The 23325-nt window shown below is 60.8% G+C and carries 22 protein-coding genes; 10 read left to right on the top strand and 12 right to left on the bottom strand.

All coding sequences use genetic code 11. The annotated features are described in order from the left end of the window. Positions 1-22: 22 nt before the first annotated feature. Together ACTQ40_RS01305 and ACTQ40_RS01310 are read right to left on the bottom strand one after the other, a co-directional pair. Positions 23-1453: a 6-phospho-beta-glucosidase gene (locus ACTQ40_RS01305; RefSeq protein WP_441044763.1), complete on the bottom strand. Its 1431-nt coding sequence runs from the start codon at positions 1451-1453 to the stop codon at positions 23-25. Between the two features lie 123 nt (positions 1454-1576). Beyond that, positions 1577-2557 (bottom strand): EamA/RhaT family transporter, encoded by a 981-nt coding sequence (locus tag ACTQ40_RS01310; RefSeq protein ID WP_441044764.1) that lies wholly within the window; start codon positions 2555-2557, stop codon positions 1577-1579. Positions 2558-3137: 580 nt separating this feature from the next. Here ACTQ40_RS01310 and ACTQ40_RS01315 point away from each other — a divergent pair. The 3 genes from ACTQ40_RS01315 (at position 3138) to ACTQ40_RS01325 (ending at position 5360) form a co-directional block, all read left to right on the top strand. Beyond that, positions 3138-3680, top strand: coding sequence for a DJ-1 family glyoxalase III (locus tag ACTQ40_RS01315; protein ID WP_441563163.1), 543 nt, complete (start codon positions 3138-3140; stop codon positions 3678-3680). Next, positions 3677-4258 (top strand): Maf family protein, encoded by a 582-nt coding sequence (locus tag ACTQ40_RS01320; RefSeq protein WP_441563164.1) that lies wholly within the window; start codon positions 3677-3679, stop codon positions 4256-4258. The genes ACTQ40_RS01315 and ACTQ40_RS01320 overlap by 4 nt, the downstream gene beginning before the upstream one ends. A gap of 100 nt (positions 4259-4358) precedes the next feature. Then, on the top strand, positions 4359-5360 hold the full coding sequence (locus tag ACTQ40_RS01325) for a P1 family peptidase (RefSeq protein WP_441563165.1): 1002 nt from the start codon (positions 4359-4361) through the stop codon (positions 5358-5360). A 373-nt stretch (positions 5361-5733) separates the two neighbouring features. On the opposite strand, the gene ACTQ40_RS01330 is transcribed toward ACTQ40_RS01325, so the two are convergent. Beyond that, on the bottom strand, positions 5734-6765 hold the full coding sequence (locus ACTQ40_RS01330; protein ID WP_427748209.1) for a glycosyltransferase family 2 protein: 1032 nt from the start codon (positions 6763-6765) through the stop codon (positions 5734-5736). Beyond that, on the bottom strand, positions 6758-7960 hold the full coding sequence (glf, locus tag ACTQ40_RS01335) for a UDP-galactopyranose mutase (RefSeq protein ID WP_441015723.1): 1203 nt from the start codon (positions 7958-7960) through the stop codon (positions 6758-6760). The genes ACTQ40_RS01330 and glf overlap by 8 nt, the downstream gene beginning before the upstream one ends. Positions 7961-8191: 231 nt before the next feature. On the opposite strand from glf, the gene pta reads away from it, so the two are divergent. After that, positions 8192-9172 (top strand): phosphate acetyltransferase, encoded by a 981-nt coding sequence (gene pta, locus ACTQ40_RS01340; RefSeq protein ID WP_427718446.1) that lies wholly within the window; start codon positions 8192-8194, stop codon positions 9170-9172. Positions 9173-9723: 551 nt separating this feature from the next. Here pta and ACTQ40_RS01345 read toward each other — a convergent pair. The 7 genes from ACTQ40_RS01345 to rnd all read right to left on the bottom strand — a co-directional run bounded on the left by ACTQ40_RS01345 (position 9724) and on the right by rnd (position 16835). Next, entirely contained in the window at positions 9724-10902 is a 1179-nt protein-coding gene (locus ACTQ40_RS01345) for an acetate/propionate family kinase (RefSeq protein ID WP_427748213.1), read from the bottom strand. A 163-nt stretch (positions 10903-11065) separates the two neighbouring features. Then, positions 11066-12244 carry an acetate/propionate family kinase gene (locus ACTQ40_RS01350; RefSeq protein WP_441563166.1) on the bottom strand — a complete coding sequence of 393 codons (1179 nt, stop codon included), beginning with the start codon at positions 12242-12244 and terminating at the stop codon, positions 11066-11068. A 147-nt stretch (positions 12245-12391) separates the two neighbouring features. After that, positions 12392-12727: a histidine triad nucleotide-binding protein gene (locus ACTQ40_RS01355; protein ID WP_035137921.1), complete on the bottom strand. Its 336-nt coding sequence runs from the start codon at positions 12725-12727 to the stop codon at positions 12392-12394. Positions 12728-12882: 155 nt separating this feature from the next. Beyond that, a complete protein-coding gene (gene xseB / locus ACTQ40_RS01360; protein WP_006234311.1) occupies positions 12883-13149 on the bottom strand; it encodes an exodeoxyribonuclease VII small subunit in 267 nt (88 codons plus the stop codon). 42 nt (positions 13150-13191) lie between these two features. Next, complete coding sequence (gene xseA / locus ACTQ40_RS01365) at positions 13192-14643, bottom strand: exodeoxyribonuclease VII large subunit (RefSeq protein WP_441563167.1); 1452 nt, start codon at positions 14641-14643, stop codon at positions 13192-13194. 115 nt (positions 14644-14758) lie between these two features. Next, positions 14759-15463 carry a zinc metallopeptidase gene (locus tag ACTQ40_RS01370; protein ID WP_441040951.1) on the bottom strand — a complete coding sequence of 235 codons (705 nt, stop codon included), beginning with the start codon at positions 15461-15463 and terminating at the stop codon, positions 14759-14761. 238 nt (positions 15464-15701) lie between these two features. Continuing rightward, positions 15702-16835 carry a ribonuclease D gene (rnd, locus tag ACTQ40_RS01375; RefSeq protein ID WP_441540625.1) on the bottom strand — a complete coding sequence of 378 codons (1134 nt, stop codon included), beginning with the start codon at positions 16833-16835 and terminating at the stop codon, positions 15702-15704. A 98-nt stretch (positions 16836-16933) separates the two neighbouring features. Here rnd and ACTQ40_RS01380 point away from each other — a divergent pair, with 98 nt between their 5' ends. The 6 genes from ACTQ40_RS01380 (at position 16934) to ACTQ40_RS01405 (ending at position 22310) form a co-directional block, all read left to right on the top strand. Further along, a complete protein-coding gene (locus ACTQ40_RS01380; protein ID WP_427718460.1) occupies positions 16934-17851 on the top strand; it encodes a diacylglycerol/lipid kinase family protein in 918 nt (305 codons plus the stop codon). Between the two features lie 261 nt (positions 17852-18112). Continuing rightward, positions 18113-18319 (top strand): hypothetical protein, encoded by a 207-nt coding sequence (locus tag ACTQ40_RS01385; RefSeq protein ID WP_441563168.1) that lies wholly within the window; start codon positions 18113-18115, stop codon positions 18317-18319. A gap of 169 nt (positions 18320-18488) precedes the next feature. Further along, a complete protein-coding gene (locus tag ACTQ40_RS01390) occupies positions 18489-19058 on the top strand; it encodes a tryptophan transporter (protein ID WP_441563169.1) in 570 nt (189 codons plus the stop codon). Between the two features lie 131 nt (positions 19059-19189). Further along, positions 19190-19735, top strand: a complete 546-nt coding sequence (locus ACTQ40_RS01395; protein WP_441563170.1) for a hypothetical protein — start codon at positions 19190-19192, stop codon at positions 19733-19735. Between the two features lie 69 nt (positions 19736-19804). Further along, the gene (locus tag ACTQ40_RS01400) at positions 19805-21571 is read left to right on the top strand and encodes an ABC transporter ATP-binding protein (protein ID WP_441563171.1); all 1767 of its coding nucleotides are present in this window, start codon (positions 19805-19807) and stop codon (positions 21569-21571) included. Beyond that, positions 21564-22310, top strand: a complete 747-nt coding sequence (locus ACTQ40_RS01405) for an energy-coupling factor transporter transmembrane component T family protein (protein ID WP_427727867.1) — start codon at positions 21564-21566, stop codon at positions 22308-22310. Before ACTQ40_RS01400 ends, ACTQ40_RS01405 begins: the two co-directional genes overlap by 8 nt. A gap of 194 nt (positions 22311-22504) precedes the next feature. On the opposite strand, the gene ACTQ40_RS01410 is transcribed toward ACTQ40_RS01405, so the two are convergent. Further along, on the bottom strand, positions 22505-23251 hold the full coding sequence (locus tag ACTQ40_RS01410; protein WP_229770678.1) for an aspartate/glutamate racemase family protein: 747 nt from the start codon (positions 23249-23251) through the stop codon (positions 22505-22507). Between the last annotated feature and the right edge of the window lie 74 nt (positions 23252-23325).

A 23325-nucleotide genomic window follows, 5' to 3' on the forward strand; every position in this document is an offset into this window, starting at 1 on the left:
CTTAGTGATATTGCCCGGGCGGCTAGCCCAGGTCGCCTCCGTTGGTGGCGATGGCCTGTCGGTACCAGTAGAAGCTCTTCTTGCGCCTGCGCTCGAGCGTGCCGTTGCCCAGGTTGTCGCGGTCCACGTAGATGAAGCCGTAGCGCTTCTCCATCTCGCCGGAGCCCGCGCTCACGAGGTCGATCGGCCCCCAGGTGGTGTAGCCGAGCATCTCGACGCCGTCCTGCTCGATGGCGTCGCGCATGGCCTCGATGTGCTCGCGCAGGTAGGCGATACGGTAGTCGTCCTCGATCGTGCCGTCGGGAAGCACCTCGTCATAGGCGCCGAGGCCGTTCTCCACCACAAAGAGCGGCTTTTGGTAGCGGTCCCAGAGGTCGTTGATCGTGATGCGGAATCCCAGCGGGTCGATGACCCAGCCCCAGTCGCTCGTGCGCACGTAGGGGTTCTCCACGCCGGCGAAGGCGTTGCCCTCGGCGACGCCGCCCACGGAATCGGGGTCGCCCGCGGTGCAGCGCGAGGAGTAGTAGCTAAACGAGATGAAGTCGACGGTGTTCTCCGCAAGGATGCGCTCGTCCTCGGCGGTCATGCCCACGTCGATGCCCTCGCGCTCGAGCATCTTGAGCGCGTAGCCGGGGTAGTGCCCGCGCGCCTGCACGTCCACGAAGAAGAGGTCCTCCTGGTTCTTGACCTGCGCCGCGCGGACGTCCTCGGGGCGGCAGGAGTAGGGGTAGTAGCTTCCCGCGGCGAGCATGCAGCCCACCTTGTTCTCCGGGTCGACCTCGTGGGCGATCTTGGTGGCCCAGGCGCTGGCCACGAGCTCGTTGTGCGCGGCGCGGTACTCGGCCTCGCGGGCGTTCTCCCCGGGCTCGAGGACGATGCCGGCACCCATAAAGGGACGGTGCAAGATCATGTTCATCTCGTTGAACGTGATCCACCAGCGCACGAGGCCGCGGTAGCGGTTGAAGAGCACCGTCACGAGCCGCTTGTAGAGCTCGATGAGGGTGCGGTTTCGCCAGGCGCCGTACTTCTTGACGAGGTGGATGGGGCAGTCGAAGTGCGTGATGGTCACGAGGGGCTCGATCCCGTGCTCGCGGCAGCAGCGGAACACGTCCTCGTAGAAGGCGAGCCCGGCCTCGTTGGGCTCCTCCTCGTCGCCGTTGGGAAAGATGCGGCTCCAGGCGATGGAGAGGCGAAAGACCTTGAAGCCCATCTCCGCGAAGAGGGCTATGTCCTCGCGGTAGCGGTGGTAGAAGTCGATGCCCGTCTGGGCCGGGTAGTAGTACCCGGGCTCGAAGTCGAGCATGCGCCTCAGGCCGCGACTCACGTCGTTGCGCTCCGGCCCGTGTGGGATGACGTCGACATTGGCAAGGCCGCGGCCGCCCTCGTCATAACCTCCCTCGCATTGGTTGGCGGCGGTGGCTCCTCCCCAAAGGAACCCTTTTGGAAATGGCATGGTGCCTCCTTCTCTCTGGCGTCCCCACCTCTGCGGGGGACGCTTTAATAACGTCCTTGCGACCTCACGCGCCGGGCCCGTGGCCCTTTCCCTGATGCGCGCGGGCCGCCTGTGAAGGGATGACTAGCTGACGGCTTGTCCTGCGGCGGCGCGACGTGCCTCCCGGCCTCCAAGCAGGGAGGGGACCTGCGCCAGGCACACGCCGGCGAGGATGATGGCGACGCCCAGCCACTCGACGACGCCGAGCGGCTCGCCGAGGACGATCATGGCGATGAGTAGGCCGGCAGGGAGTTCCGCGGCGGCCATGACAGTGGAGAGGCCCGCGGGCAGGTGCGGAGAGCCCATGCCGAAGAGCAGGACCGGGCAGAGCATGCCAAAGAAGCCGGCGATGACGGCAAAGGGCAGGATGCCCTGGGCGAGGACGCCCGAGACGACGTAGTCCGGGCACACCGTGAGCGACATGACCACGGAGCCCGCGCATACGATGACGCCACGCTGCTCGGACGAGCAGGGGGCCTCGACCTTGCCGGAGAGGGTGACAAAGAGGGAGCAGGACACGGCCGCCCCCAGCGCGCAGAGCAGGGCCACGGGGTCGTACCCGGTGATGCCGGTCTTGTAAACGCCGCTGGCGAACACCGTTCCGAAGACGATGACCAAGGCGGAGACCACTTGGAGGGCCCTCGGCGGTCGGCGCGTCATGACGGTCTGCCACAGGAGCCCCAGCCACGTGAACTGGAAGAGGAGCGTGAGTGCCACCGGGGCGGGCAGCACGCTCATGGCGTAGCAGTAGAGGATTGAGGTGAGGCAGGTGAGGGCTCCCAGGCCCATGAGCTTAAGGGCGAGCTTCCAGCCCACGCGCTGCCATCGGTGCCCGAGTGCGTGGCCCGCGAGTGTGGCGAGAGCGAAGAAGAGGCAGCCGAACCACGCCTGGCTCGCCACCACCTGCGCCGAGGTGAAGCCCGCGGCGTAGGCGAGCTTGTAGGTCGTGGCCATCGCGCCGTAGCAGGCGCCGCCCGCAAAGACCTGGAGCGCCGCCTTGGCCTGTCCCGCGCCCGTGGCTCCTGCCTCGGCGGCCTGTTGCTTGATTGTGTTTGTTCCTGCCATTAGGCTCCCTTCCATCTGCTGTCTTGCAGATGCACGTCTCGTGCGTCTGTTCCCTGCAGTCGGAAGGTGGGCTCGTGCGGTCTTCTGGCGGTGCATGTGGCACCTGCTGCCAAGACGAAAAAAGCCACGCAACCGACTGCTCGGTTGCGTGGCAAAAAGGTGGCTAGCGCCCAGAAAAGTCCACGCGTTTTTAGACTGAGACAAAATACTACAACAGGTGAGATTCCGTCAAGAAAAACCGAGGAAAAAAGTGAGTCTCTGCCCGCCGTACCTGTGGCGGTCGTTCCCCGAACGGGGCGGTGCGTTGGGGACTGTCTCGATCTGTAACAGTAAGATCCGGTTTTAGTCCGTAGATGTTACAGATTTAGACGTTTTGTCGGGGCGGTTTCCGTTTGTCTTGATCTGTAACAGTTAGGGGTCAAAAGTGGGTCTAGATGTTACAGATTGAGATTGTTGAGGATGGGTGAGGGTAGCTAAAATAGCCCCGTCCCTTTTTAAACATTGGGAAATCGAGCGTGGCAAGCATAGGTCTTCGGGGTATAAGACGGCTAATTGTATCCGCCTTACGAAAGGAACTCTCATGCCCAGCGTTGCCGTTCTCGCCGCCGATGGTTTTGAAACTATTGAATGCCTGACCATGGTCGACGTCATGCGTCGCGGCGGCGTGCGTGCCACGCTCGTCTCGATCATGCCCACACGCGAGGTCGTGAGCTCGCTGCAGATTCCCGTGACCTGCGATGCGCTCTTTGATGAGATCAACTTTGAGGAGTACGACTGCATCGTGCTGCCCGGCGGCCTGCCCGGAGCCACCAACTTGCGCGCCGACCAGCGTGTCTGCGATGTAGTCTGCGAGTTCGCCGCAACAAAGCACGTTGCCGCCATCTGCGCCGCCCCGTTTATCCTGGGCGAGCTTGGTCTACTCGAGGGGCGCCGCGCCACGTGCTTCCCCGGCTTTGAGAAGGGCTTCCCCGAGGGTGCTTATACCGGCGAGAAGGTCACGCAAGACGGCAACATCATCACTGCCAGCGGCATGGCACAGTCACTTCCCTTTGCCTTGGAGCTGCTGCGCACACTCGCCGGCGACAAGGCCGTCGAGAAGGTTGCCGAGGGCATCCAGCTATGATTTTGGCTTCGCAATCGCCGCGCCGCATAGAGCTGATGCGCGAGGCGGGCTATGACGTTCGCGTAATTCCCGCAGATATCGACGAAACACCTTTTGATGGCGAAGCTCCGCTTACGCTTGTCGAACGCTTGGCACGCGCCAAAGCCGCTGCCGTTGCCTCCGAGCACGCCGAACCCAACGAACTGACTGTCGCAGCCGATACCATTGTCACCTTTGACGGGCAAATTTTGGGCAAGCCGGCAGACGAGGACGAGGCACGCACCATGCTCCGCGAGCTTTCGGGCCGCACGCACCAGGTGGCAACCGGCGTCTGTATCGTTAAAGCCGGCGACGCTGCAGCTCCGCATGCTGCCGAAAGTCTGTCGTTTGTCGATGTGACCGACGTGACGTTCTATGAGCTTACCGAGGAGCAGATCGGGCACTATGTTGCCTCCAGCGAACCCATGGACAAGGCAGGAGCCTACGGTATCCAGGGCACAGGCGGCCGCATGCTCGTGCATGACATTTCGGGCGACTTCTACAACGTGGTGGGCTTACCCATCGCTCGCGTCGCACGCGCGATTCAAAAACTCTCGTAATTGCATCTGGCGCTGGGTATCCCCCGGCGCCTACAATTTTGCCGTACCGTACGGATCCCGACCGAGCATAAGGCCCGGCGGAAAACCGATAGGAGAAAACATGGACACACTGCTCGAAGCCATTGACGTTTGCGATGTCGATGGCTTTTGCTTTGGCAACTATACAGACGGGGAGGCCGGCACCGGCTGCACCGTAATCGTGGCGCCCGAGGGTGCCACCGGCGGCGTTGACGTACGTGGTGGCGCTCCCGCTTCGCGCGAGACCGATCTGCTGCGTCCCGAGAACACCGTCGATAAGGTCCACGCCGTCTGCCTTTCGGGCGGTTCGGCCTTTGGTCTCGAGGCGGCAAGCGGCGTGGCCCGCGAACTCGAGAGCCGCGGCATCGGTCTGCCCGTCGGCCCCACGCAGGTGCCCATCGTGTGTTCCAGCTGCATCTTCGACCTCGCCTTTGGCGATCCCACCGTGCGTCCCGACATTGAGGCCGGTATCGCCGCCGTGCGCGAGGCGCTCGACCATACCCCCACCACACTCGATCAGGGCAATGTAGGTGCCGGCACCGGCGCCACCGTAGGCAAGCTCATGGGGCCCGCCACCTGCATGAAGGCTGGCCTGGGAGCTGCTGCCGTGGCACTCGGCACCGTCAAGGTGGGCGCCGTGGTCTCGGTCAACGCCTGTGGCAACGTGGTCGACCCGACCACCGGCGAGTGGGTGGCCGGCATGCGCGCCGCAGCCGATAGCGACCAGATCGTCGACATGGAGCTCGCCGCCCTTGCCGCCGCCGGCTCTATGAAAATGCCACTCGACCGCACCAACACCACCATCAGCTGCATCGTCACCAACGTGGAGCTCACTAAGGCCCAGGCCACCAAGGTCTCCCAGATGGCCGCAGACGCCCATGCACACGCCATCCGCCCCACACACACCACCAACGACGGTGACACCATCTACACCCTTGCCAGCGGCAAGCTGGGCAGCCAGGCAAGCGCCGCCGTTCCCCTAGACCTGCTGGGCATGCTCGCCGTAAGGGCCCTGGAAACCGCCATCGTAAACGGAGCCAAAACCGCCAAAACATCCCACGGCATCCCCGGCGTTGCGAAGTAAACTAGCTCGTCCGGTTACCCGGTTGGTCTTGGTTATGTTTGCTGCTCTACAGTCCTGGCTCGCACGAAGAGCACATTAAGTGCTCTTCGGCTCGTGCGGAACTCGCGACAAACATAACCAAGACCAACCGGGCAACCTACTCAACAAGATCTCTTTCAGCCCAGGCCCCTGTGTACCGCGCGTCCAAGATCTTCAGATTCAGGCAGCCTGACAATCGATTCTTATAGCAAAGGCCCCTTGGCCTTTAGTTTGATACAAGTTCCGCACGAGCCGGAAAGCACTTAATGTGCTTTCCGTGCGAGCAGGACTGTTCGCAGTATCAAACTAAAGGCCAAGGGGCCCAGTCAACCTATCAGCAGCGATTACTCAACAGCTAGTTAAATTTGAAGATCTTTGAGGCAAGACGGTATAGGCCGAGTGTGGTTTTGTCTCCAGCCCGCCCGTGCAGGTTGGTAAAGAAGCCGACCACACCGTAGCGTGCACGACGATACATACGCTCGTCGTAGGCCTTCAAATCACTCCACAATGTCGTCAGGCGCTCGTCGGCGCAATCCTCATCGGAAAGCTTGGTTAGCACCGAACAAATTGCCATCATCATGGTGAAATAGCCCATCATGTACGCGCGCAGACGCGACGACTCGACATCGCTGTACAGATGGAACGCCTCCATCATAATGCGCGTCACGCGAAACTGCTGGTCCAGACGTTTGACCATCGTGGCCTCGTTGACGCTCTGGCCCTCGCGACCGATAAAGTAACGATAGAGGTCGATGTCGGCGTAGTACATGGTCTTGCAGCGCGGCAGCGGCACATAGGCGTAGATATTGTCTACATAGAACGTGTGCGGCGGCATAGGCAGATTGGACGCGCGCAGCACATCCGTGCGATAACACAGGCTGTGCATGAGCAAATTCTGGTCCGGGCGGAAATGGCCAATCTGGTCCCAGGTAAAGATCTTTTTGCGCGGCAGGGCAAACTTGTAACCAATAGCGGTATGCGTACCCTCGTAAACCTTCTCGTACACATAGTTCGAGATAAACAGATCGACGCGCTGGTCGCGCTCCTCAAAGCCACGCAGAATCGAAAGCATGGTCGAAAGCGCCGCACCGTCGAGCCAGTCATCCGAGTCGACGACCTTGTAGTAGGTGCCCTGCGCCTCGCGCAGGCCCGAGAGGACGGCCATGCCGTGACCGCCGTTCTCCTGATGCACCGCGCGGATGATACCGGGGTAACGCGCCTCCCACTCATCGGCCTTAGCTGCCGTCTCGTCCTTGGAACCGTCATCGACGATGATGATCTCGATATCGGTGGCGTAATTGCTCCCCTCCAGAATGGAGGTGATGCAATGGTCCATGTCCTTGGCGGCGTTATACGAGGGAATACCGAATGATATGACTTTATGCATGGCAGGCGATAATCTCATCCGAAAGATCGAGGGCAGAGTTGGTCACGGCATCCATATCGTAGTAACGATACTCGGCCAGGCGACCCACCGGGTGGAAGTTCGTCAGGTTCTGGACGCGCTCAAGATAGCGCTCATAGAGCTCGCGGTTCTCGGGCTCCAGAATGGCGTAATAGGGCGTCTCGCCCGAGCCGGGCGTATAGGACTTGGAATACTCCTTCATGATGGTGGTCTTGCCGGGCAGGACCTGACCAGTCATGTTCTTGAACTCGGTGATACGCGTGTAATCCTCGCTCGTGGTGTAATTGACGGTGCCCACGGGCTGGAACTGGTCCATATCGAGCGTCTCGAACTTCATGTCGAGCGTACGGTACGGCAGAGCGCCCAAGTCGAGGTTGAACAGCTCGTCGAGCGGACCGGTGTAGACGATCTCGCCGCCATAGACCTTGCCGTCGATCTTGACGGTGGTCTCGTCAATCTCAAAGAGGTCACGGGCGTCCACGTCGCAGAACACATCAATCAGATCGTGGTCGAGCATATGCTCGAACAACGCGGTATAGCCGTCCTGCGGCATGCCCTGGAAGGGAGCCTGCGGGAAATAGCGGTCATCGTCGCCCACAAAGACGGGAACGCGGCCGGTGATCGAGGGATCGATCTGGTCGGGCGTCTGGCCCCACTGCTTCATGGTGTAATGCAAAAAGACGTTCTCGTAGACGTAATCGGCGACCTCGGCAAGATCCGGGTCGTTCTTCTTGCGCAGCTCCATGATGGGCACCTTGACGTCCTTGCCAAAGGTCTCCACGAGCTTCTGATACAGCTCCTCGCCGCGCTCATCGCCAAAGGCGAGCTTGAGGCTCGCATGGTTAAAGGGCACGGGCATAAGGGTGCCGTTGATGTTGGCGAGCACCTTGTGCTGGTAGTCCGTCCACTTGGTAAAGCGCGACAGAAAATTGTGGACGCGCTCGTTAAAGGTATGGTAAATGTGCGGACCATACTCGTGGACCAGGATCCCGGCCTCATCAAAGCAGTCGTAAGCATTGCCCGCAATGTGGCCACGGCGCTCCAAAACGGCAACGCGATAGCCGATGGTCTCGGCAAGACGGCGGGCACAAACGGCACCGGCATACCCGGCACCGACGACAATCATGTCATATGCGCCGGCGTTAAAGCCTTCAGGCAGGCCTGAGGTAATCTGCATCGATACTCCTTGTCAAAAGCCACGGGCTCGTTAGCTGGGCTTTTCTCGAACATTCTTCGAGACATATTTATCAGAGCGATTATAGCGCTAATGCGTCCTATAATGAGCTTGCCACACAAGGAAAGCTCAAGCACCCCGGCGTACATATTTGAAAGGTAAACCCGCTAGCAGCGGGTTTATTCGTGGACAGCCGGGTGCCTGGAGCTTAGCGAAACGCTTGTAAGGAGTAACATGAGCGATTTCCTAAACCGTATGAAGTCTGCCGCCAAGGCCGACCTTAAGACGATCGTCCTGCCCGAGGGCGAAGATCCGCGCACCATCATCGCAGCTACCAAGATCATCGAGGAGGGCTTGGCAAAGATCGTCATCTTGGGCAACCCCGACGAGATCAACGTTCCCGGCGCTACCGTCATCGACCCGCGCAATGCCGAGAAGCACGAGGAGTACGCGCAGAAGTTTGCCGAGCTCCGCGCCAAGAAGGGCGTCACTATCGAGCAGGCTCGCGCCCAGGTGATGGACGCCACCTACTTTGGCACCATGATGGTCAAGATGGGCGATGCCGATGGACTGGTCTCCGGCGCCTGCCACTCCACCGCCGACACTCTGCGCCCCGCGCTGCAGATCCTCAAGACCGCCCCGGGCACCAAGCTGGTCTCGGCCTTCTTTGTGATGTGCACCGACACCCCGCAGTTCGGCACCGACGGCACGCTGATCTTCGCCGACTGCGGCCTCAACATCAACCCGTCCTCCGATGAGCTCTCCGAGATCGCCATCGCCTCCGCTCACTCCTGGTCCACCTTCATGGGCAACGTTGAGCCGCACGTGGCTATGCTCTCCTACTCCACCATGGGTTCCGCCGGCGGCGAAGTCGCCAAGAAGGTCCAGGAGGCCGTGAAGTTCTGCAAGGAGAAGGCCCCCGAGCTCGCCATCGATGGCGACCTGCAGCTCGACGCCGCCATCGTCCCCAACGTCGCCCAGCTCAAGGCTCCCGGCTCCTCCGTTGCCGGCAAGGCCAACGTGCTCGTGTTCCCCGACCTCGAGGCCGGCAACATCGGCTACAAGCTGGTCCAGCGCTTCGCCGGCGCCGACGCCTACGGCCCCATCCTGCAGGGCATCGCCAAGCCGGTTAACGACCTTTCGCGCGGCTGCTCTGCCGACGACATCGTGGGTGTCGTAGCCATCACCGCCGTCCAGGCTCAGATGGCTGAGTAGCGCACGCACTCGCCCGAAGGCCGTACGGGCTAACCCCTGAAAACGTCCTCGACCAATGAAACGCCCCCGTTCTGCTCCTTCGGAGCTACGAACGGGGGCGTTTCTGGTCTGCGGAATGTTTTCAGGGGTTAGCCCGTACGGCCTTCTACCGCAACGCAGCAATCAGGGCATCTGGAGTGGACGGCGGCTTGGCTACGAGCTGGGGCTGAAGATCTGAATGATTGGATGCCGTTGCTGGGGGGCAAACGATGCGGATATGGTCACTTTGGATTTGAAAGGCTTATAGGGCCTCGGCGGCCATTCTGCCGGAAAGCGTGTCCCGGTTTGAAGGCGGATTGCGGGATGTAGCTTCCACTTGGGGGCTGTTTGGGAAACTGCGGGACGGAATTTTGCTTTATTGTGGGTCGCACTTTCCGCAACCTGCCCCAAACGGAAAGTGTGTCCCAAAATCCGCGTTCAAAATGGGATGGGGTTTCCGCCGTCCGCCCTCCAGAAAAAAGTCTCCCGAGCTGTTGCTCAGGAGGCCTTTCGTTTACATGCAAACGAGCGCGTTAGTTGTTCTTGGTCAGACGCTCGACGTCGTGGGCGATCATGTATTCCTCGTCGGTGGGGATGACCATGACCGTGACGGCGGAACCGGCGGAGCTGATGACCTGCGGGCCGTTGCCCACGGCCTCGCGGTTCTTGTTGTTGTCGATGCGCACGCCCAGCCACTCAAAGCAGTCGCAGAAGGCCTTGCGGATCGACCAGTCGTTCTCACCGATGCCGGCGGTAAAGGTGATGGTGTCCACGCCCGCCATGGATGCGATCATGGAACCGGCCTGCTGCATGGCCTTGTAGGCGAACATGTCGAAGGCGAGCAGGCAGCGCTCATCGCCCTCGGAGGCGCGCGTGCGGATGTCGCGGGCGTCGTTGGAGATACCCGAGATGGCAAGCAGACCAGACTGCTTGTTCATCATGTCATCGACTTCCTGATAGCTGTAGCCGCCCTCGCGCTGGAGGTAGCACACGGTGGCCGGGTCAATGGAACCACAACGGGTGCCCATCATCAGGCCATCGAGCGGCGTGAGGCCCATCGTGGTGTCGCGGCACACGCCGTCCTCGATGGCGGCGAGCGAAGCACCGTTGCCCAGATGGCACGAAAGCAGACGGTGGCAGCGCGAACCCAGGATCTCCTTGGCCATCATCCACTCGTAACGGTGGCTCGTTCCGTGGGCGCCGTACTTGCGCACGTGGTACTTGTCGCACACGTCCTTGGGCAGGGCGTAGGTGTAGGCAACCTCGGGCATGGTCATGTGGAACGAGGTATCGAAGACGGCCACGTTGGGCAGCTCCGGATACTTCTCGCGGCAATATTCGATTGCCGCGGCCTCGCCGTAATTGTGCAGCGGGGCGAGCGGTGCCACCTCAAGAATCTTGGCCATGACCTCGTCGTCAACGACTGCGGAATCATCGAAGTGCCAGCCGCCCTGAACGATACGATGCCCAATGCCATCAATCGTAAAGTCGGTCTTCTCAAGCTCCTCGAGCACACGAGCGATAGCAGAGCGATGATCGGGGAAAGGGACCTCCTCGGTCTGCTTGGCGCCACCGTTCTCGGAGTGGCCAAAGATGCCCATGTCCGATCCGATACGCTCGCAGTTGCCCTTGGCGAAAACCTCGCGGGTATCGGTATCCAAAAGCTGATATTTAAGGCTTGAGCTGCCGGCGTTGACAACAAGTACGTTCATGAGACTCCTTTGCAGTGCAATACGGTCGACGCAGACCCCTTAAGGCGACCGCATGTTAATAAGAAGTTATCATATCTTGATAAATAGCTATCAGCATATCGCCCAACGAGCGCAAAAGAGGGGCCGAACGGCGCTCGGTCGCCCAGCCCCTCCCCTCTTGCAATTACTTGCCGTTGACGATGCGCTCGACGTCGGAAGCGATCATGAACTCCTCGTCCGTGGGGATGACGAAGATCTTGACCTTGGAATCCTTGGCGGACAGGCACCAGGCGCCGTCGCCACGCAGGGCGTTGCGGGCATGATCCATCTTAACGCCCATAAAGGCCAGACGATCGGCCACGCCGGCGCGAACGGCCGGAGCGTGCTCGCCGATGCCGGCGGTAAAGATCAGGGTGTCCATACCGCACATGGAAGTGGCCATCTCGGCAGCCTTGGCGGCAATCTTGTAGACGAACATATCGAAGGCGAGCTGAGCCTCGGGGTCACCAGCAGCGGCGAGCTCCTCGACGTTGCGGCAGTCGTTGGTCTTGCCGCCGGTCACAGCCAAAAGGCCGGACTTCTTGTTCATCATCTCGTCGACCTCGTCGAAGGTGTAGCCACCCTCGCGCTGCAGGTAGCACACGGTAGCCGGGTCGATGGAGCCGCAGCGGGTGCCCATCATGACACCGTCGAGCGGCGTCAAGCCCATGGTCGTGTCCATGCACTTACCGTCCTCGATAGCGCACAGGGAAGCGCCGGAACCGATGTGGCACACGACGACCTTGCGAGCCTCGCCGTTGGTCATCTCGGCAACCTTCTTGGAGATGTAGCGGTAGCTGGTGCCGTGGGCGCCGTACTTACGGATGTGCAGCTTGTCGCAGACGTCCTTGGGCAGGGCGTAGGTCTTGGCGACCTCGGGCATATTGAAGTGGAAAGCAGTGTCGTAGACCGTGACGTTGGGCAGGTCGGGATACTGCTCGAGGCAGTACTCGATAACGTTGGCCTCGGGGTTGTTGTGCAGCGGGGCGAGCGGAGCGACCTCGCGGATCTTGGCGAGGACGTCCTCGTCGACGAGGGAGGAATCGCCGAAGTACCAACCGCCCTGAACGATACGGTGGCCGATGCCCTCGATCTTGACACCGTTGGCCTCGAGGTCCTTCAGGACGACCTCGATGGCGACCTTGTGGTCGGGGAACTCGATGTTCTCGGTCACCTTCTTGGAACCGTTGGCAGCGTGGGTGAAGGTACCGCCGGTAAAGCAGACGCGCTCGCAGGAGCCCTTTGCGGACACCTTGTGGGACTTGGTATCGATGACCTGATACTTAAGGGTCGAAGATCCTGCGTTGACGACCAGAACGTTCATGTGTCTCCCTACTAACAGGCGGTGTGGCGCCGCCAGGTTACATACGCTTCAATAATAAACCCAAACGCCCTCGCGCTCGGGTTTATTGCGTTGATATATAAGTTATCGGTGCCTAAGCTTTCGCCTCATCCCACGGAAGAAGCGTCCTCAGATGAGGTTCTCGCCCAGGTTTTTGCCGCCGAGGACGTGCATGTGGAAGTGCATGACGGTCTGACCGGCATTGACGCCCTTGTTGGAGATGACGCGGAAGCCGTCCTCCAGGCCCTTGGCCTTAGCGACCTCCTGGATGGCGTGGGCCATGGCGCCCATGGTCTCGGCAGGTACGTTGTCGGCGATGTCGCTGTAGTGCTTCTTGGGGATTACGAGCGTGTGGACCGGCGCCTGGGGATTGAGGTCGTCGAACGCGATGACCTGATCGTCCTCGTAAACGACGGTCGAGGGGATCTCGTGGTTGGCAATTTTGCAGAAGATGCAATCACACATGGTTGGTTCCTTTCTCACAGACCAAGGTAGTCTTTTTGGGACGGGGCTTTTTTGACTACTTTTTCGCAAGCGCAGGCACCTGGCGAGCCGTCGCGCAAGGGTAGTCAAAAAAGCCCCGTCCCAAAAAGACTACCCCAAAGTAGGCTGCGAGGTGGTTAGAACGAAAGGTTGTCGTCGGTGTTGGCGGCTTCGCCGTCGGCGAGCACGTCGTTGCCGTCGACGTCCTTCAGGAGCACCGAGACCTTCTGCTCGGCATCGGACAGGCGGGTACGCAGGCTCTTGAGGAGCTCGACGCCGCGGGTATAACTCTCGAGCGACTCCTCGAGCTCCATATCGCCCGACTCCAGGCTGCGAATAATAAGTTCCAACTCCTGCGAGGCCTGCTTGTACGTAAGCTGCTCGACCGGGGTCTTCTCTGCCATATCTATTTCCTTTCCTAAAGGTTTATCACTATGAAACGCGGCCTACTCGACCGTATCGACCGTTGCTGCCACGTTGCCGTCCGCCATGCGCACGCGAATGGCGTCGCCCGGCTTAAAGGTCTTGGCGCTCGTAGCCACACCGTCATCGCTGTACGCGATGGAGTAACCGCGGGCAAGCACCTTGAGCGGCGACAAGGCATCGAGCGACGCAGCAGCTCGGCCCAGGTCGGACGCGGGCTTGCTGAGCATCGTGCGCCCCTGATGCTCCAGACGGGAGCTCGCAAGCGTGAGCGCATGGCGTTTGCCATCGAGCCCCGAGGTGCTTGCGATCAAGCGCTCGGGCAGGCGCTCAAAGTCGGAGCGGAAGGCCCCAACCGAACGCGTTATGGCGCCGGACAGGCGATCGGCCGTCAGGGCAAGCTCGGACTCGCGACGCTCGACCATAAACGTTGGATCGTTGAGGCACGGGCGGCACGCGGCCGCATCGAGCGCGTCGCCCAGACGAGCCGTATAGGTGTCCCAAGCGCGGCGACCACGCTGATCGAGCATTTCCAGATCGACCTGATCCGACCCAATCATCGAAGCCATCGCGGCGCCCAGACGCTGATGGCGCGTCTCAAGCACGTCGGCCAACTCCGTCATAGCCGGCGCCACCGATTCTGCCGCCGCCGTGGGCGTGGAGGCGCGGCGGTCGCTCACCATGTCGCAAATCGAGGTATCGGGCTCATGGCCAATGCCGGTCACCACGGGCACAGGACAAGCCGCCACCGCGCGGGCAAGCTCCTCGTCGTTAAAGGTCATGAGGTCCTCGAAGGAACCGCCGCCACGCACGAGCAAAATGCAATCGGGCGCCGGCGTAATGGAAGCGGCGCGACGCAAACCCTCAATGAGCTCTGCCGGCGCACCCTCGCCTTGAACCTTGGCACCCACGCAAACGAGCTCGACGAGTGGGTTGCGACGACGCAATGTGCGCTTGACGTCATCGATTACGGCACCCGAAAGCGAGGTGACGACCGCCACACGCGAGCAGAACACCGGGATGCGGCGCTTGCGCGCTTCGTCCATCAGGCCCTCGCGTCTCAGCTTTTCGGCCAGTTGCGCCACTTGTTGACGCAGCAGACCCTCCCCCGCCAGCGAAAACGAGCGGGCGACAAAACTCATGCGGCCCGTGGGCTTATAGAGATTGAAGCTACCCTTAAAGCTCACCTGCATGCCGTCGCGCAGATCGAACGTGCGCTTGAGATAGGCACCCTTCCAAATGATGCAGTCAACGGCGGCCGAATCGTCCTTAATCTGGAAGTAGCAGTGGCCGCTTCGGGCATTGGGGCCACGGAAACCCGTGACCTCGCCCAAAACACTCAGCTGCGGAATAGCATCGAGTGCACCGGCGGCGATCTCCACCGCCTGGCTCACGCTGAGTTCCTTGCGCTCCTGATCGCCCGAGCCGTCAAACTCGGCGGAAACGGCATTGCCGGTTAGATTCCAGCCTGCCACGCAGCCTCCTTTCGTTATCGCGCACAAAGGCTCCAGCCCTGCGCAAATTCAAGTCCAACACATAGTACAGCGCCGCGGGGACACAAATCCCCGCGGCGCCTGTCAAGCCAATTTGTTATCGGTTGGAGTTTCTGTTGTAGCGAGCCATCAGGTAGAGCAGCTGAATGATCGAGGTGAGCGCTGCGGCCACATAGGTAAGCGCGGCTGCCGTCAGGACCTTCTTGGCACCGTTGACCTGCTTGGAGCTCATGCCCGACTGCTCGATGTACGCCACGGCGCGGCGGCTGGCATCGATCTCGACCGGCAGCGTAACCAGCTGGAACAACACACTAAACGAGAAGAAGATCAGCGCGAGGGTTGTGAGCCCGGCAATGTTCATAAACAGGCCCAAGAGCAACACGATGGTCCAGGTGTTCTGGGTAAAGTTGACGACCGGGACCAGGGCAGTGCGCACCTTCATCATGGCATAGCCGCTTTGGCGCTGGGCGGCGTGGCCCGCCTCGTGGCAGGCGACGGCAACGCTTGCGACCGATCCGCCCGAACGGTTGGCATCCGAGAGATACAGGTTGTTATCCTGCGGGTTGTAATGGTCGGTGAGCTCACCGGCGACGCCCTTGATACCCACGGCATTGCAACCGCTGGCGTCGAGCATGCGGCGCGCGACCGCAGCGCCCGTGTCGCCGTCCGAGCGAACCTTGGACCAGGTTTTATACGTCGAGTTGATATAGCTCTGCGCGGCAAGACCGAGCACCGTACAAACAAGGACGACCAGCAGGTACAGCGGGTCGATGCCAAAGCCATAACCATAGTAATAGGGCATGCGAATTCCTCCGAATCGAGTTACACGTTGAAGGCATTCTACCCACTCGCCCAGCCAACGAGACAGCATCGATGTTTTGGCAATGTCAGTGAAAACGGCCGAGAGCGAGCAAGGTGACGTGAAAGAGAAGCGACGCGTACTTTGGTACGCGAGCGACGATTGAACGTCAGATTGCCACTCTCGGCCGTTTGCAGCGTCGAGCCGTTACGCGGTTTGGTAAAACCGCGTAACCATATACCTACAGGAGCTCGATTTTGCCGTCCTTCACCGTCAACCCCATGTTGCCCGAGAGCAGATCGTCCAGGCGCGAGCCCACAAGCTCAAAGCGCCAACCTTCGCGCAAAGGGCTCTGCTCGGGATGCTCAATATAGTCGGTCAGGTCATCGCGCGAGGCAATGACCGAGGTCGCCACGCCCGAACGCTCGGCAACCAGGCGAATGAGCGCGTACATGAGATCCGTCACGCTCTCCAGCTCCGGAGAGATCTGGCGATGTCCGCGCACCATGAGCGGTAGGCGATCGTGCGGGCAGCTCGCGCCGCGCTTGATGGCCATGAGCGCGCCGTCCACATCGCGCTCCCCCAGTTGATCGGTGCCGCGGATGCTGCGGAACTCCTCAACGCGCACGGGATTGCGCTTGACGAGCGCCAGCAGCGTATCGTCGGACATGACCCACTTGCGCGGGATGTTGCGGCGCTCGGCGCGGTCCTCGCGCCAGGCGGCAAGCTCGCGCGCAATGCCCAGCTGATGGCGGCTACACGAGTTGATGCGCTTGACCTTGCGGAATGCCTCATGCCGGTCGGCGCGGTAGTGCGACTCGTCTGCCAGCGGGCGCAACTCGTCGAGCACCCAGTCCACGCGGCCCAGCTCGCGCAGGCGGCTCATCATCTCGGTATAGGCGACGATCAGATACTTGACGTCATCGATCGCGTACTCAATCTGCTTATCGCTCAGCGGGCGGCGCGACCAATCGGTCAGCGACTCGGTCTTGGGCAGCGATACGCCGCAGAACGTCTGAACGAGGGCGCCGTAGGAAATCTGCTGGCGCTCACCCAAAAAGGCGGCGGCGACCTGCGTGTCAAAAATCGGTCGCGGCAGCGCGCCCACGGTGTGGAGCATGACCTCCATATCCTGCGAGCAGGCGTGGAAGACCTTGACCACGCTCTCGTCGGCCATAAGCTCGGCCAGCGGCGACAGGTCGTCGATCACCAAAGGATCGACCGCGACGCTCTCGGCAGGGGTGGCAATCTGAACCAGGCACAGGCGCGGATGAAACGTGCGCTCGCGCAAAAACTCGGTATCGACGGCAATCGCGTCGAACTCACGAGCGCGCTGACAAAAGTCGAGTAGAGCCTGATGTGTGGAAATGTACATATCAACCCATCGAATAAGGTTAGGCCCGAAAAACACGGGTAGGATATCGGCATTGCCCTACAACTATACTCGGTTAGTCACAGAACGGGAACGTAAGTATGCGCTGCCTTATCATCCACAACCCGGCATCGGGTCCCAGCTCCGATGAAATCTACGCATTCACGCACGCTCTTGCACAAGGCGGCGACGAGGTCGTAATGCGCTTTATCGGCGATGGCATGGAGCCCGAGGACGCGGTAGCGGACGTTCGTGAGTTCGACCGCGTAGTCGTTTCGGGCGGCGACGGCACCGTCTCCAACGTGCTCGACCAGATGCGCGGGTGCGGTGTCCCTACGCTCATCTTCCCCTCCGGCACGGCCTGCCTGTTCTTTAACAACATCGGTAATGCCCCCGAGGCGGCGGCGCTTGCCAAGGCTTGCCGCGCCGGCCGCACGGTCAAGGTGGACATGGGTGAGCTCTTTTGGATCGACGAGAACGGTAACGAGAAGCGCCACGGCTTTATCATCATCGCCGGCTCGGGCTTCGACGCCGAGATCATGATGAAGGCCGCCCCCACCAAAAACGACATTGGCGAGATCGCCTACTTCCTCTCCGCGCTCGCCACGCCCAACCCCACGGTGGCGCACTTTACCATTGAACACGACGGCATTGTCGAGGAGCTCGACGGCATCTGCTGCATGGCGGGCAATACCTCAGTCATCCAAAACGACATCAACCTGTTCCCCAACTGCCGCATGAACGACGGCATGGTCGACATCGTCGTTATTGAACCCGTGCGCACGGTGCAGCTGCTCCCCACGGTGATCACCGCCGCGCTCGACCCCGCTGGCAAGGTGCTCGGCCGCCCGCAGTTTAAGATTATCCAGACCAAGGAAGCCAAGATTACCTGCACGCCGTCGCTGGGCATGCAGTTCGATGGCGAGATCATCTCCAGCAACTCCGGTGTCTTTGGCGCCCGCGCGCTTCCGCAATGCCTCGACCTCATCGTCGACGAATTCTCTCCACTCGGAAAATAGGAGGACCCCGTGAACGACAACCCTATCATTGGCTTTATCGTCATCGTTCTGGCCATGCTCGTGGGCTACGCGATTAACGTAATCCACCGCCGGAAGAAGTAATTCCACATTGGTATGATATTCATCCAATCACCGAGGAGAAGTCCAAGGGCAACAACATGGCCGCCATGGGTGTTGGCGCCATCATCATCGGTGTCTGTGGCTTCGTGATCTATCGTCGCAAGAAGGCCTAAGAACCCCACACCTTAAGGCGCGGGCGGGATGGCCAAGGTCGCCCGCCCGCTCAGCCCGCCCCTTCGACCGGCGGGAAACGTCGCTGAAATCTTTCAAAAAAGATTCCCCGCAAACACTTTGCTGTGCTATAGTGCAGCGCAACAGCAACTGGGCGCGACCGCGCCATGGCATCACGAAAGGAGCCACCAAGATGAAGAACACGATGACGTCTCTCAACAACTGGTGGTGGCGTGATGCGAATACGATCGGTCGACGGTGAGTCCCTCACGCCTGTTTTTGCGCTCTAGGTGATTGGAAGGCCTCCGGTTTCGACCGGGGGCCTTTTTCTATCTCGAGCCCGATCGCATTCGCATCACGCGCCTCCGCTTTTCCCTTGCACTCCCCTTCCGAAAGGATTTTCAACATGTATCAGAACACCACCGCCCAGCCCCGCACCGTCCAGACCACTGACCGCGGCAAACTCGACCTCAAGGCACTCACTCTCTATGCCATCCTCCTCGCCGCCGGTTTCGTCCTCAACATGACCGTCTCCAAGTTCTTTAGCGGCCTCACCGGAGGCTTCCTCTCGCCCGAGTTCATCATCGCGGCTTTCTGCCTCGAGATTCTCATCGTCAAGCCCAACATCGGCCAATCCGCGATTATCGGCCTCCTCGCCGGCGTGGTAATCCAAATCACCGCCTCCGTCAAGGGCCCCGACCTGATCGCCGAGCCCGTCGCCGCCATGGTCATGGCTCTGCTCGTCTCCGTGCTCGCCGACTCCAAGGTCAAGGGCCTGCTCCCGCTCGTCAGCACCTTTGTTGTCACCTTCATCTCCGGCATGATCTACGCGGCGATCTTCTCCTTTGGCGTCATGAACAACCCGGCTTTCATGGGCGTCATGGCTCCTGTCGTCGTCGCCACCGGTGTTGCCAACGCCATCATCGTGACCGCCCTCTACATCCCCATTAAGAAGGCCCTCAAGCTTAACGACTAAGTAGCTGACAGACCACACGCAGACACCTCTACAACAACTCCGCTCATAACACTCTAGAACCCAACGACGCTCCATCCTTGCGCCGCCCATCAGCTATGCCGACGCAACCCCCATTGAGAAAGGGAACTCCCATGTCTCAGAACAATGCCCGCACCGTTACCGCCGCTGTCAACTCCGTTGGAATCCTCGACATCAAGTCGCTCGTCCTGCTCGCCATCCTGCTCGCCGCCGGCTTCATCCTCAACTTGACCCTCGGCAACGCACTTGCCATCGTGGGCATCAAGCCGCAGTTCATCATCGCCGCCTACGCACTCGCCATTCTTCTGATCGACGCAAACTACCTCCAGGCAATCATCTTCGCGGTTATCTCCGCCTGCGTCATCCAGCTCACCACATCAATCCCCGGCCTCAACTTTGCCACCGAGACCGTCGCCGCGCTCGCCATGGTCGCGCTCGTTAAGTCAGGCATCGGCGGCAAGAACTTCAACCCGCTCGTTGCCACGTTTGTCGCCACGTTAATCTCGGGCGCACTCTTCGCCGTGCTCGGCACGGTAATCATGGGCGGCGCCATCGCCTCCACCGCGGTCAAGATTCCACTGGTCCTAGGCACCGCCGTCTTCAACGCCATCTTGGTCCAGGCCCTCAGCGTTCCGCTCAAGAAGGTCTTCTCCAAGTAGTAATACTTGCTACCATGTAGACCGCCGGTCGTTTTGCGGCCGGTGCTCTTTTACGATAGAAAGGCCCCCATGAGCTCCAGCAATACCATCATCAAGCTCGATGACGTCTCATTTTCCTATGGGCACGAGGCGCACAATGCCCTCGATCACGTCTCACTCGCCATCGAAAAGGGTGAGTTTGTGGGCGTCATCGGCCCCTCAGGCGCCGGCAAATCGACGCTTGCCGCCGTTATGAGCGGAGCCATCCCCCACCATTACACCGGCCAGCTCTTTGGAGCCACGCTCGTCGACGACCGCGACACCTGCGAGATCACCCTCACGGATATCTCGCGCGTGGTGGGAAGCGTGCTGCAGGACATCGATGCCCAGATGGTTGCGCCCATCGTTGAAGACGAGATGCTCTTTGGCCTCGAGAACTTTGGCATACCGCACGATCTAATCGAGGAGCGCATCAGCCAGACGCTGACGACCGTCGGCATTAGCGACCTGCGCCACCGCGAGATTGCCACGCTTTCGGGCGGGCAGAAGCAGAAAGTCGCAATCGCCGCGATCATCGCCATGGCGCCCAACGTGCTCGTGCTCGACGAGCCCACGGCAGCGCTCGACCCGGCAAGCTCCACGCTCGTTTTTGACACGCTGCGCCAGATCAACCGCGAACACGGCATCACCGTGGTTGTTATCGAGCAGAAGGTCGCGCTGTTGTCGAAATACTGCAGCCGCGTCCTCGTCATGGCAGACGGCAAGCTCGCGTTTGACGGCGAACCCCACCAGGTCTTTGCCCACGCAAGCGAGCTGCGCCAGATGGGCGTCGACAGTCCCCGCGTCGCGCGCATCGCGAACAGCCTGGCAGAAGTGGGTCTGTTGCCGAGCGATCAGGCGCCCTGCCTCAATGTTTCCGAAGCGCACCAGCTTATCTCGTCCTTACTTGCGGATGCAACGAGCAAGGACGCGCCCGCCGATGTGCCCGAGACCTCTCCCCATATCCCGGCGGTCCCCCGCGGCGTCAATCAGGAGCCAGTAGTCGAACTCACCGATGTGACCTTTGCCTACCCCCATGGCGGTGCCTCGGTCAGCAACCTCAACATGTGCGTCTATCCCGGCGAGCTCGTAGGCATCATCGGCCAGAACGGTGCTGGCAAGACCACGCTCACCAAGCTGTTGAACGGCCTTCTGCATCCAGCGTCGGGAACCGTGCGTATGGCGGGGATGAACACCGCCGACGTCCCCACCAGCGCGATCGCTGCAAAATGCGCGACGCTGTTCCAGAACCCCGACCGCCAGCTCTGCCGCGACACCGTACTCGACGAGGTTGCCTTTGGTCTTGAACTGCACGGTGTCGGCACCGACGAGGCCCGCCAGCGTGCACGGGTGGCGGCGGAGCGCTTTGGGCTCCCCTTGGACGAATCGCCGTTCTCGCTTTCGCGCGGACAGCGACAGATGGTCGCCCTAGCGTCCGTGGTTGTGCTCGACCCACAGGTGGTTCTGCTCGATGAGCCCACGAGCGGCCTCGATTACCGCGAGTGCATGACCGTGATGGAGACGGTGAGCGAGATGGCCGAGCGCGGCTGCGCCGTGATCATGGTGTGCCACGACATGGAGGTCGTCTCGGACTTTGCCCAGCGCCTGGTAGTCATGGCAGACGGACGCATCCTCGAGCGCGGCGACGCGAACCGGATCTTCGCCGACGATGCCCTCATGCGCGCCGCCTACGTGGAGCCACCGCAGGTTGTGGCCCTGTCCAAAGAACTCGCGCGCGACGTTTCGCCCCGATTCGCCGGAATCAGTCAGGTCTCCGATCTGGTCGACCTGGTAAAGGAGATGCTCAAGCATGACTAACGTGATCGACTACGTGCCCGGAGACTCACTGCTGCACCGGCTGAACCCCGTGACCAAGCTAGCCCTGGCCGCGGCTATTATCTTGGCGACCTTCCTCGGCGACACTTATGTGCTCCTGATCGCCCTGCTTGTGCTGACTTTTATCTTGGGCATCTACGCCAAATCGACCGCAGGCCTAGTCTCGCTCGTCAAGCTCATGGTGCCGCTCTCACTAATCATGCTGGTCCTGCAGACCGCCTTTATCCGCACCGGAGCCCCCATCTTTGCCTGGATTACCACAGATGGTCTTATCACCGGCACCAAGGCGGCGCTTCGCCTGCTCGGCGTGGCGCTGCCGCTCATCCTCATGCTCACCATCACGCAGCTCGGCGATCTCGCTAACGCTTGCGTGGAGGTGCTGCACGTGCCGTACCGCTATGCGTTCACGTTTACCACGGCACTGCGCTTTGTACCGGTCTTTAGCCAGGAGATGAACGCCATCATGGAGGCGCAGACCGCGCGCGGCGTTGAATACGACACCAAGAACCCCCTCAAGAAGATCCAGCTCATGCTACCGCTCTGCGTGCCGCTGCTGGTGAGCTCCGTGGGCAAGACCGATGCCACTGCCCTGGCGGCCGAGCAACGTGGCTTTTATCTGCGTACGCGCGCGAGCTCGTACAAGCGCTATCCCATTAAGGGCATGGACATTGCCATACTTATTGCCAGCATTGCCCTCATCGTCCTCGGATTCTTGTTCTAACCTGCCAAAAAGGGACAGGTTTATTTTGGTCGGTTTTATATGGGCAAATGTCAGTCTCGTCCTTTAAGCTCCAGCACCAAGCAGCAACCGCAAAATGCAAAAGGCCTCGGCTCGCACAAACGAGCCGAGGCCTTTACTGTTTTCCCAGATAAAACCTACCAAAATAAACCTGTCCCTTTTTGGCAGGTCGAGAGCTACAGGCGGTAGGGGGCGCCGCTGCGGATGATGGACTCGCGTACCAAAACGTCCATGGCGTCGAGGGTGATCTCGGGCATCTCGCGATACTTTTGCAGCACCGAAAGCTCCGTGCAGGCCAGAATGACGCGGTCGCAGCCGCTGCGGGCAAACTCCCACATCACTCGGTCAAACTTATCCATATCGGGCTCGCGTCCTGCCTTCACGTCATCGTAAATAAGCGACATCACATCGGCCTGGCGTTTCTCGCTGGGATAAACGACTTCGACGCCCGCCGCCTCGCACTCGCGACCGTAGACGCCGGCACCCACGGTGCCATCGGTACCCATGATGCCGATCTTGCGCACCGGCTCGGCCGGCATGCTCAAGTTGGGGTCGAACTCACACTCCCCCATCACCACGCCGGCAAGCGCATAGCGCACCGACTCGCGCGGCATATGGATGATGGGGACCGAGGTAAACGACTGAATCTGATCGTAGAAGTAGTGCGACGTGTTGCAGGGAATGGCAATGTGCGCGCAGCCCAGCGTCTCGAGCGCCTGCGCGCATTCCTTCATGGTCGCCAGCAGCTCGGTATGGTCGCCGGTCTTAATGGCCAGCGTGCGGTCGGGCATGGTCGACTTAGAGAGCACCACCATGTCGATATGTTCCTGATCGCGGGCGGCCGCCGTGTGACGCACCACCTGGTCGTAGTAATACGACGTGGCCTCGGCGCCCATACCGCCGATAACTCCCAGCTTTTCCATCGCCGCCTCCTTGGTGACGCTCGCACCATTGCGCGTATCATACCCGCGCCCGTCCGATACAAACCGGGCGGGCG

It is taken from the genome of Collinsella sp. Sow4_D11 (assembly GCF_052116465.1).
Taxonomy (GTDB): domain Bacteria; phylum Actinomycetota; class Coriobacteriia; order Coriobacteriales; family Coriobacteriaceae; genus Collinsella.